Genomic DNA, 10977 nt, shown 5'->3' on the forward strand with positions numbered 1-10977 from the left:
GTACGGACGGCTGAACCGCCCGCACGGGCGGCCCGTAGGGACCGCGCCCGCAAGGACCCGCTCAGCCCCCCGCCAGCAGTTGCAGCCGCAGCGCCAGCTGGAGTTCGAGCGAGCGCTCGGGGTGGTTCCAGTCCGGGCCGAGCAGCGCCTCGACCCGGTCCAGCCGTTGGACGACGGTGTTCACGTGGACGTGCAGTTCGTCCTTGGCGCGGGTGAGGCTGCCGCCGCAGTCGAAGTAGGCGCGCAGGGTGCGGACCAGTTCGGTGCCGCGGCGGGCGTCGTAGGCGAGCAGCGGGCCGAGCGCCGAGCCGACGAAGCCGTCCACGTCGTGCCCGTCGCCGAGCAGCACCCCGAGGAAGCCCAGCGCGCGGGCCGAGGCGCCCTCCCCGGCGCGGCCGAGCACCCGCAGCGCCCGGACGCAGCGCAGGCCCTCGGCGTACGAGGCGGCCAGCGCGGGCGGGCCGGCGGCCGGGCGGCCGGCGCCCACGGTGACGGGGAACCCGGCCAGCCGGGCCAGCCGCTCGGCGGCCTGCCGTGCGGCCTCCTCCGGGTCGCCGGCCTCCGGCACCAGCAGCACCACCGCCTCGCCGTGCTCGGCGCTGACGCCCCGGGAGCCGAACAGGTACCGCCGGGCGGCGCCGGCCAGCCGGCCGCGGTCGGGGAGGGGGGGCCCGGCGGGTTCGGCCGGTTCGGCGACCAGGACCAGGTGCGGGCGGGCGAGGTCGACGCCGAGCCGGCGGCCGCGCGCGGTGAGCCCGGCCGGATCGCGGTCGGGGGCGGTGAGCAGGTCGGTGAGCAGTTCGCCGCGGACCCTGTTCTCGGTCTCGGCCACCGAGCGGCGCAGCAGCAGGAGCAGCGCGGTCACCACGCTGGCCCGCTCGAACAGCCGCCGGTCGGCGTCGTCGAGGCCGGGGCGTCCGCGCAGCACCAGGGTGCCGAGCGCGTCGTGCCCGGCCAGCACCGCGCACACCCACAGCTCGCCGTGCCGGACGGACCGCCCCTCGGCCCGGGACGCGGCGACCGCCTCCGCCAGTTCGCCGGCGGGTGCGGACCGCCCGGCCAGCGGCTCGCCCTCGGCGTCGAGGACGGCTATCTCGCCGCCCAGCAGGGTCGCGACGGCGGCGGCGACGTCCGGCACCTCGGCGCCGCGCAGCACCAGGTCGGTGAGCCGGTCGTGCGCCTGCTCGGCGCGCTGGACGGCGGCCGAGTGGGCGCGGACCAGTTCGTTGGCGCTGTTCAGTTCGGCGAGCGCGGCCCGGGTGTCGGCCAGCGACTTGGCGGTGTCCAGGGCGATCGCGGCGTGCGCGGCCAGCGTGCACAGCAGCGCCACCTCGTCGGGGGAGAAGGCGCGGGGCGAGCGGTCGGCGGCGAACAGCACCCCGATGACCTCGCCGCCGAGCAGCAGCGGCACCCCGATGATCGCCACCAGGCCCTCGTCGAGCACGCCCGCGTCGATCGTGCCGGTGTGGTGGAACCGTTCGTCGGTGCGGTAGTCGGGGGTGGCGTACGGGCGGGCGGTCTGCGCGACCAGGCCGCCCAGGCCGTGTCCGAGGCTGAGCCGCAGGGTCTGGAACAGGACGGAGACCGAGCCGTCGGTGACCCGCATGTAGGTGTCGCCCGCGGCCTCGTCCGGCAGGGTCAGGTACGCGGTGTCGGTGCCGAGCAGCATCCGGGCGCGGCGGACGATCGCCTGGAGCACGGTGTCCAGCTCCCGGGAGGCGGCGAGGTCCCCGGCGGTGTCGAACAGGGCGGTCAACTCCGTCTCCCGGCGCCGGTGTTGACGCAGTGTGCGGTGCACCCGCAGGGCCTGCCAGGTGGCGTCGTCGATATCGGCGAGGACGGCGGCCGGCGCCCCGCGGCGGCGGGCGTCGGCCAGCACGTCGGCGAAGTCCTCGGTGGCGGCGCCGGAGGCGAGCAGGTCGAGCAGCCGCCGCAGCGCGGGCGCGGCGCTTTCGTGAGGGTGGTTCATGGTGCGTGCCGCCAATCGGCGTCGGGTCCGGCGGAAGCGCGATCGTAGCGGCTCGGCCGTCAGGCGGTGGCGGGCTTGGCCGCCACGGCGGCGCCCTCCGCCTCCACCGCCGCCTCGACGTCCGCCAGGTCGCTGCCCCTGGTCTCCCGCCCGCACAGCACCGCCAGCACGGTGATCGCCGCCGCGATCGCCACGTACACCGAGATCGGGGTGGCGTTGCCGTAGTCCTTGAGCAGTGCGGTCGCGATCAGCGGCGCGGGCGCTCCGGCGGCCACCGAGGCGAACTGGGCCCCGATCGAGGCGCCCGAGTACCGCATCCGGGTGGCGAACAGCTCGGAGAAGAACGCCGCCTGCGGTGCGTACATCGCGCTGTGGAAGACCAGTCCGACCGTCACCGCGACCACCAGCTGTCCGAACGACCTGGTGTCCACCAGCCCGAAGAAGACGAACGCCCAGATGCCCACCCCGACCGCGCCCACCAGGTACACCGGTTTGCGTCCGACCCGGTCGGACAGCGCTCCGAACAGCGGGATCAGCGCGAACTGGATCGCCGAGCCGATCAGTACGGCGTTCAGCGCGGTCTGCTTGGAGAAGTGCGCGTGGGTGACGGCGTACGTCAGCACAAACGTGGTCATCACGTAGTACGAGATGTTCTCCGCCATCCGTGCGCCCATCGCCACCAGCACCTCCCGCCAGTGGTTGCGCAACACCGCCACCAGCGGCGGCTGTTCGACGGTCTTCCGCTGCTGCTGGGCCGCCAGCGCCTGCTTGAACAGCGGCGACTCGTCCACCGCGAGCCGGATCCACAGCCCGACCCCGACCAGCACCGCCGACAGCAGGAACGGCACCCGCCACCCCCACGACAGGAACGCGTCCTCCGACAGCACCGCCGTCAGCAGCGACAGCACCCCCGCCGCCAGCAGGTTCCCGGCCGGCGCCCCGCCCTGCGGCCACGACGCCCAGAACCCGCGCCGCCGCTGGTCCCCGTGCTCCGACACCAGCAGCACCGCCCCGCCCCACTCCCCGCCGAGCGCGAAGCCCTGCACCAGGCGCAGCACCGTCAACAGCACCGGCGCCGCCGCCCCGATGGAGCTGTAGGTGGGCAGCACCCCGATCAGCGTGGTCGACCCGCCCATCAGCAGCAGGCTGACGACGAGCAGCTTCTTCCGCCCGACCCGGTCCCCGAAGTGCCCGAACACCAGCGCCCCGACCGGCCGCGCGGCGAACCCGATCGCGTAGGTGAGGAAGGACAGCAGCGTCCCCGTCAGCGGATCGGTGTTCGGGAAGAACAGCTTGTTGAACACCAGCGCGGCCGCTGTTCCGTACAAGAAGTAGTCGTACCACTCGATGGTGGTCCCGATGAGACTGGCGGCCACGACCCGAGGGAGTGAGCGGGTGGCTGCCGTGGCTGGTGCGGAGGCGTTCATGGTCACCACTTCCGGGCCGGGGGGAGGGCGTCGCCCCGAGAGGCGTCGCCCCGAGGAATGTCGCCACAAGGGGCGCCGCCCCAAGGGACGTCGCCACAAGGTAGGGAGGCGCGTTCCCCGGGACTATGTGGGCCGCCCACATAGTCCCGGGGGTCGGCCTGGGGAGGGCGGCCAGGTGCCGCCGCTCAGTGCGCCGTCCAGCCGCCGTCGACGGGGAGGCTGGCGCCGGTGATGTAGGAGGCGGGCGGGGAGCAGAGCCAGAGGGCGAGTTGGGCGATCTCCTCGGGTTCGATGAGACGCTTGACGGCCGCGCGTTCGAGCATGATCTGCTCGACGACCTCGTCCTCGCGGATGCCGTGGGCGAGCGCCTGGCTCGCGATCTGCTTCTCCACCAGGGCAGTTCGGACGTAGCCCGGGTTGATGCAGTTGCTGGTGACGCCGTAGGGGGCACCCTCCAGGGCGACGGTCTTGCTGAGGCCCTCCAGCGCGTGCTTGGCGGTGACGTAGGCGGACTTGAAGGCGCTGGCCCGCAGGCCGTGGACGGAGGAGATGTTGACCACCCGGCCCCACTCCCGCTCGTACATGTGCGGGAGAGTGCGGCGCAGGATGCGGAACGGCGCCTCGACCATGACGCGTTGGATGAGGGTGAAGCGGTCGGGCGGGAACTCGTGGACGGGCGCGATGTGTTGGAGGCCGGCGTTGTTGACCACGATGTCGGCGTCGGCCGGCAGGGTCTCCACGGCCTCGGGGTCGGCGAGGTCCGCGACGACGGCGTGGCCGCCGATCCGCTCGGCGAGCTCCCGGGCCGGACCGGTCGCGAGATCGACGACGTAGACCCGGGCGCCGGCCCCGGCGAAGGCCTCGGCACAGGCCCGGCCGATGCCCGAGGCGGCCCCGGTGACCAGGGCCGTCCGGCCGTCGAGCGGGCGGGCTGTAGTGGTGTCCATGGCCGAGAACGCTAGGAAACCCGGGGGCCAGGCTCCCATGTGGTGGTCCACCACAGCATCCCGGTGGGCTGTGGTGTTCACCGCCATGATGGTCGATCGACGGTTCGACCGCGAAAGGCCAAACCCGCGCCGCCCGCGCTTCCCCACAATGGGCGCGATTGCTTCACCCGTTCGGAGGATTGCTCGGTCAGATCCACCCATAGCGCCCGAATGCTCGCTACATTCACGCCGATTCCCGACAGGGGGCGCCGCCCCAGGCAGCCGAAGTGCTGGTAGAGCCCGGTGCGACGTCCGAGAGGTGTTGACTGACATGCCCCAACGGCCTGCAACCGACAGCCCGGCGTACGGACCGCTCGACCCGCTCGGCCACCACCGAGGCCCGGTCGGCCGGACCCTGCCGGACGCCCCCGACGCCCTGACCGCCGACGCCCCGACCGCCGACGAACTGCGGCTGCCCGCGCAGGCCACAACCGACCGGCACGAACCCGCCGTCCCCGCGCCCGGGCCGGTCGGCGGCCACTCCGGGCACTCCGGCCCGTCCCCGCAGAACGGCCAACTCGCCGCGCTCATCGAGGAAGCCGGCTTCTCGCACGCGGGCCTGGCCCGCCGGGTCGACCAGCTCGGCCTGGAACACGGCCTCGACCTGCGCTACGACAAGACCTCGGTCACCCGCTGGCTGCGCGGCCAGCAACCCCGCGGCGCCACCCCCGCGCTGATCGCCGAGGTCTTCACCCGCCGCCTCGGCCGCCGCCTCACCGCCCAGGACCTCGGCCTGGACGCCTGCGCCCCGGTATACGCGGGCCTGGAGTTCGCCGAGACCCCGCAGGAGGCGGTGGACATCGTGGCGAGCATGTGGCGCAAGGACAACGGCCCGCAGTCCGAACTGCGCCGGATCGCCTTCACCCCGGCGGGCCTGGTCGTCCCCAGCCGGGACTGGCTGATCGGCCGCACCGACGAGCGCGTCGCCCGGGACGGCTCGACGATGGTCCGCCCCGACGCCGCCACCGGTCCGCCCGCCGGTCCGTCCGCCGCCGCTGCCGGTACCGCCGGCACCGCAGCATCCGCCGTGACGGCGGCATCCGGAGCACCCGCCGCACCCGCCCAGAGCGTGCCCCCCGCGCCCGGCGCTCCCCCTCCGAGCCCGGCGCGCGGCCAGGCCCACCACGGGGCCCCCGGCATGCGCCCCGTGCCGGGCGCGGCCGGCCCCGCCGGGCCCACCATCGGCCGGGTGCCCACCCAGAGCCGGCGCCCGCCGACCGCCGTCGAGCCGCCGTACACCGAACCGGCCCGCGAGTCGCGCCCCGCCCTGCGGGTCGGCCGCGGCGACATCGCCGCCATCCGCGCCGTCGGCGACCTCTTCCGGGCGCTCGATCACGCCTACGGCGGCGGGCACGCCCGGCAGGCGCTGGTCCGCTACCTGGAGAGCGAGGCCGAGCCGATGCTGCGCGGCCGCTACGGCGAGCAGATCGGCCGGGCGCTGTTCGGCGCCGTCGCCGACCTGACCAGGCTGGCAGGCTGGACGTCCTTCGACATCGCCGCGCACGGCCTCGCCCAGCGCTACTTCGTCCAGGCGCTGCGCCTGTCCCAGGCTGCCGGGGACCGGGCGCTCGGCGGGTACGTCCTGGTGACGATGAGCCAGCAGGCCGTCCACCTGGGCCACGGCCGGGAGGCCGTCCAACTGGCCCGGGTCGCCCAGCAGGGCGTGGGTACCGCCGTGCCGCCGGTGGTCCAATCGCTGATGCACACCGCCGAGGCGCGCGGGCACGGCCTGCTGGGCGACGTCCGGGCCTGCACCACCGCCCTGGTGCGCTCCGAGCGGGCACTGGCCGCGGCCCGGGTCGGCGACGAACTGCCCTCCTGGGCGCGGTACTTCGACGAGGCCCAGCTCTCCGACGAGTTCGCCCACTGCTACCGCGACCTCCAGCAGTGGCGCACCTCCGCGCAGCACGCCGAGAAGTCGCTGCGGCTGCGCTCACCCGCCTACGCGCGCAGCCGGATCTTCTGCCGGCTGGTGCTGGCCACCGCCCGGCTCGGCATGGGGGACCTCGACGAGGCCTGCACCATGGCCACCGACGCGCTGCGGGCGGCGGGGGAGATGCGCTCGGCCCGCTCGCTGGAGTACGTCCGGGACTTCCACCGCCGCCTCACCCCCTACCGGGGCAGTCCGGTGGCCCGTGCCTTCGAGGAGACGGCCCGCCAGGCCGGCGTGATCTGAGGACCTGTCGTAGAGGGGCCGGTCGGGCGAGCCCCGGCGGCCCTGGAAACCCGTCCGGCCCGGGTCCGCCCCGGGCCGAAGGGCCATCCGCCCGGCGACGGCTCCGGGCGCCCCGGTGACGGGCTGGAGCATCCCGGCGACGGCTCCGAGCACCTCGGCGACGGGCGGGAGCGAAGCGGGTCACCAGCTCTCGGCCCGGACGCGCGGCTGCCCGGCCTCCGGCGAGGGCGGCCGGACGCCGCCGCGCACCCGCTGCGCCACCAGCGGGAACACCAGCACCGAGAGCATGCCGGCGCCGACCAGCGCGGCCGCTGTCGAGGACGGCAGGTGGCCGTCGTCCACCTCGATGGTGGTGATCACCACGACCAGCGGCAGCGCCGTCGCGCCGTAGAGCCCGAGCGCCGTGCGGTCCCGCCGGCCGAGTCCGGCCGGGGCGAGCAGCCCGGCGGGCAGTCCGCGCACGGCCAGGAGCAGCAGCAGGAACACCGGGACGAGCAGTATCGTGCCGGGGTCGTCCAGCAGGGCGGACAGGTCGAAGTTCATCCCGCTGACCACGAAGAACACCGGCACCAGGAAACCGAAGCCGATGCTCTCCAGCTTGGCCTCGATCACCTCCTCCTCGGCCCGGCGGATGTCGGAGAGCAGCAACCGGGAGACGATCCCGGCGGTGAAGGCGCCGAGCAGCATGTCCAGGTCGAGCCAGATCGCGGCGGCCACCATGACGGCGAGCACCAGGATCACCGCCCGGACGGCGAACTGCCCGGAGGTGCGCAGGGTGCGCTCGATGAGCCGGGTGGCCCAGGCGGGCCGGGGGCGGCGTGCGCCGAGGACCGCGACGGCGGTGATCACCGCGAAGGCGCCGAGGATGACGGCCGTCCGGACCGGGGAGTTGCCGCTGAGCAGGATGGCGATCGCGATGATCGGCCCGAACTCGCCGACCGCCCCGGTGGCCATCACCAACGAGCCGAAGGGGGTGGGCAGTTCGCCGGAGTCGCGGAGGATCGGCAGGATGGTTCCGAGGGCGGTGGTGGTGAGCGCGAGCCCGGCGAAGGCGCCGTTCAGCGGGTCCCGGTTGACCAGCGCGCCCACGCCGAGCGCCACCACGAGCGAGACCAGCCACGCGGTGCCCGCCCGTTTCAGCGGGCCGCCGCGCAGCTTGGCGAAGTCGATCTCGTACCCGGCCAGGAACATCAGCATGGCCAGGCCGAACTGGGAGAGCGCGTTGACCAGGTCGTCGACGCGCGCCCAGTTCAGGACGTCGGGGCCGATCAGGACGCCGAGCAGGATCTCGAACACGACGGTCGGGACGGCGATCCACCGCAGCAGGCGGTCGGCGAGCAGCGGCGCGGCGACGGCCGCGGCGGGGATCAGGATCAGGGCCACCGGCTGGACGGCGGCGCTCACCGCGCAACCGGCCGGACGGTGTAAATCATCCGATGAGCGGTCATGTCGGCATCCTGGCATGCCGCCGGTCCGTCACCCACCGGCGGGCCGTCAGCGTGTCCCGGGAGCCAGACCGAAAGCCCGCCGGGCCGGGATCCGGGCCGGGACCCAGGCCGGGCGCCCGCCGGGCCGACCCCGACGGGCTCAGGCCGCCACCTCGGCCTCCCGGGCGTTGGCCGGGACGCCGAGGTCGCGCAGCACCGCCTGCGCGGCCCGCCGCCCGGAGACCAGCGCGCCCTGCACGGTGCTGGTGTCCCGGTGGTCCCCGGCGACGTACAGCCCGGCCAGCACCCGCACCGGGCGCCGGGGGTTGTGCGGCGGCGGCATCGCGGGCAGCGCGTCCGGGACGTGCCGCACGTTCAGGAACTGCCAGCCGGTGGTCGAGGCGCCGTAGAGCTCGGCGAGCCGGGCCCGGACCGCCGGTTCCAGTCCGGCCGGGCCGCCCGCGTCGAAGGAACGCCGCCCGAGCACGGTGGTGGCGATCAGCGCCTGTCCGGCGGGGGCGTAGGAGGGGTGCAGTTCGCTGAGCACCAGCGAGTGCGAGACCAGCGGCGGCTGCCCGCCGGGCCGGTCGCCGTCGAGCAGCAGGACGGCTTCGCCCAGCGGGGTGCGGTCGGCCGCGTGGTAGAAGGTCGTGACGGGGTGGAAGTCCGGCAGCCGTAGCCCGGGCAGCAGTTCGGCGGCGGAGCGGGCGTCGGTGGCGAGGACGACGGCCTGGGCGCCGATCCGCCCGTGGGCGGCGGTCTCCACGCCGTCGGCGGTGATCGAGGTGACCTGCACCCCGGTGCGTACGGTGCCGGCGGGCAGGGTGGTGGCCAGCTGGGCCGGCACGGCCGCGATCCCGTCGGCGGGCAGACAGAGCCGTCCGCGCGCGTAGGAGCGCAGGACCAGGTCGGCGATCCGGCTGCTGGTGCCGAGGGCGGGGTCACTGAGCAGCGCGCTGAGCAGTGGCCGCAGGAAGCCGTCGAGGGTGCGCGGGGCGAGCCCGTGGCCGGCCAGCGCGCGGGCGGTGGTGGTCTCCGGGCGGGCCTTGAGCCGGCTGGCGGGGGTGGTGGCGAGCCGGCCGAGCCAGCTGCCGAGCCGGGCCTTGTCCAGCGGGCTGCCGAGTGGGGCGCGGGCGGCGGCCTGCCGGGCGGTGGTGAGCTGCGGGTCCCCGGTGCGGTAGCGGCGGCCGCCGCTGTGCACGAGGACTCCGGCGGCGAGCGGGCGCAGGTCGAGGCGGTCGAGGTCGAGGACGCGGCGGAGTTCGGGGAAGGCGGTGTTCAGCAGGTGGCTGCCGTCGTCGAGCCGGAATCCGTCCAGTTCGCGGGTGGCCATCCGGCCGCCGATCCGGTCCGTGGCCTCAAGGATCTGTACGGTGAGGCCGCGGCCGGTGAGCGTGCGTGCGGCGGCCAGGCCGGCGAGTCCGGCGCCGATGACGATGACGTCAGGGTCGGACGGGCGGCGGGCGCGGCGGGTGAAGTCGTATGTGGGCACTGGCGTGCTCCCTCCCTGGTCCCGGGGCTCCGGCCGACGCAGGCAGCGGGGTGCCGGGACACGGTCCGACGGTGTGATGCCCAGTCAGTGTGAGCATCAGACAAGCGCATCGGGCCCGATCCAAGGGTCGAGAGGGGGCGTGCGGCACCGGGCGGGAGCGCGGTCACGGACAGTGCGCCGTTGGGGCCGGGTTCCGGGGTTGGCGGGCGCGCACGGTCACCGGGGGCGTGCGACGCGCCCGGTGTGTGCTCCCATGCGCCCCCTCCCGGAGCCCCGTCCGACCCCCACCCGATCTCCGCCCGGCATATGCCCCTGGCCAGCGCGAATGCCGTAGCCGCCGTACGCAGCGGGACGTACCGGAGCCCCGCCGTGCAGCCCGTGCCGGAAACCCGCGGCGGACGGCAGGGTTCCGCGCCACCGGCCGCCCCCACCCGCCACGCGCAGCGCCACTTACAGCGCCGCGCGCACCGCCGCGTCCACGTCCGGGTGCGCGAAGCGGAAGCCCGCGTCCAGCAGCCGCCGCGGCACCACCCGGTGGCTGCCGACCACCTCGACCGCCAGCTCGCCGAGCACCACCTTGAGCACCGCCTCAGGCACCGGGAACGGGGTCGGCCGCCGGAGCACCCGCCCGAGCGCCGCCGTCAGCTCGGCGTTGGTGACGGGATCGGGCGCGGTGAGGTTGACGGCGCCGGAGAGGTCGTCCCGGTCGATCAGGAACCGCAGCGCGGCGACCTGGTCGGCCAGCGAGATGAAGCTCCAGTACTGCCGCCCGTCGCCGAGCCGCCCGCCCAACCCCAGCTTGAACAGCGGGAACAGCCGCGCGCCGGCCCCGCCGGCCGCGGACAGCACCATCCCGGTGCGCGGGTGGACGACCCGGATGCCGGCCAGCTCGGCCGGCCGCGCGGCCGCCTCCCACTCCACGCAGACCTCGGCCAGGAAGTCGTCGCCGGCGGGGGAGTCCTCGTCGATCACCCGGTCGCCGGTCTGCCCGTACCAGCCGACGGCGGAGGCGCTGACCAGCACCCGGGGCGGCTCCTTGAGCGCGGCCAGTGCGACGGCCAGCGTCTCGGTGCCGAGTGCCCGGCTCTCCCGGATCTCCCGCTTGTAGGCGTCCGTCCAGCGGTGGTCGCCGACCCCGGCGCCGGCCAGGTGCACGACCGCCTCGACCCCGGCCAGCCCGTCCTGCTCGACCTGGCCGAGCAGCGGGTTCCAGCCGATGGCCGTGCTGCCGTCGGGCTGCGGGCCCGTCCTGGAGCGGCGCCGGACCAGCCGGACCACCTCGTGGCCGTCCGCCAGCAGGGAGCGGACGAGAGCCGAGCCGATCAATCCCGTGGAGCCTGTGACAGCGATGCGCATGCGTCCATCCTCCCAGTTCCCAAAGCCCTGTCATGTCGGCATGCGCCTCACTAGTGCTGCTCCGCGGAAGTTCGTGGAGGGGTGTTGATCAGGCTGCTTTGAGTGGGGTGCCCTCGTAGGTCCAGCGGTAGGGCTTGGCGGTCT

Annotated in this window: 7 protein-coding genes; 1 reads left to right on the forward strand and 6 read right to left on the reverse strand. The window is 74.9% G+C overall.

Annotated elements, in window-relative coordinates; genetic code table 11:
- Positions 1 to 61 precede the first annotated feature (61 nt).
- From ACFV61_RS31195 to ACFV61_RS31205, 3 genes are all read right to left on the reverse strand, one after another.
- On the reverse strand, positions 62 to 1969 hold the full coding sequence (locus ACFV61_RS31195) for a helix-turn-helix domain-containing protein (protein WP_380495259.1): 1908 nt from the start codon (positions 1967 to 1969) through the stop codon (positions 62 to 64).
- A gap of 59 nt (positions 1970 to 2028) precedes the next feature.
- Positions 2029 to 3396 (reverse strand): MFS transporter, encoded by a 1368-nt coding sequence (locus ACFV61_RS31200; RefSeq protein WP_063347317.1) that lies wholly within the window; start codon positions 3394 to 3396, stop codon positions 2029 to 2031.
- 185 nt (positions 3397 to 3581) lie between these two features.
- Positions 3582 to 4343 (reverse strand): 3-hydroxybutyrate dehydrogenase, encoded by a 762-nt coding sequence (locus tag ACFV61_RS31205; RefSeq protein WP_380495261.1) that lies wholly within the window; start codon positions 4341 to 4343, stop codon positions 3582 to 3584.
- Between the two features lie 310 nt (positions 4344 to 4653).
- Here ACFV61_RS31205 and ACFV61_RS31210 point away from each other — a divergent pair, with 310 nt between their 5' ends.
- Positions 4654 to 6558, forward strand: a complete 1905-nt coding sequence (locus ACFV61_RS31210; RefSeq protein ID WP_380495263.1) for a regulator — start codon at positions 4654 to 4656, stop codon at positions 6556 to 6558.
- A 180-nt stretch (positions 6559 to 6738) separates the two neighbouring features.
- Here ACFV61_RS31210 and ACFV61_RS31215 read toward each other — a convergent pair whose 3' ends face one another.
- The 3 genes from ACFV61_RS31215 to ACFV61_RS31225 all read right to left on the reverse strand — a co-directional run bounded on the left by ACFV61_RS31215 (position 6739) and on the right by ACFV61_RS31225 (position 10833).
- Positions 6739 to 7962 carry a cation:proton antiporter gene (locus tag ACFV61_RS31215; RefSeq protein ID WP_063347315.1) on the reverse strand — a complete coding sequence of 408 codons (1224 nt, stop codon included), beginning with the start codon at positions 7960 to 7962 and terminating at the stop codon, positions 6739 to 6741.
- A 183-nt stretch (positions 7963 to 8145) separates the two neighbouring features.
- Positions 8146 to 9477, reverse strand: a complete 1332-nt coding sequence (locus tag ACFV61_RS31220; protein ID WP_380495265.1) for an NAD(P)/FAD-dependent oxidoreductase — start codon at positions 9475 to 9477, stop codon at positions 8146 to 8148.
- Positions 9478 to 9927: 450 nt separating this feature from the next.
- Positions 9928 to 10833, reverse strand: a complete 906-nt coding sequence (locus tag ACFV61_RS31225) for a TIGR01777 family oxidoreductase (protein ID WP_363372099.1) — start codon at positions 10831 to 10833, stop codon at positions 9928 to 9930.
- Positions 10834 to 10977 lie beyond the last annotated feature (144 nt).

It is taken from the genome of Kitasatospora sp. NPDC059817, assembly GCF_042731835.1.
Lineage (GTDB): Bacteria > Actinomycetota > Actinomycetes > Streptomycetales > Streptomycetaceae > Kitasatospora.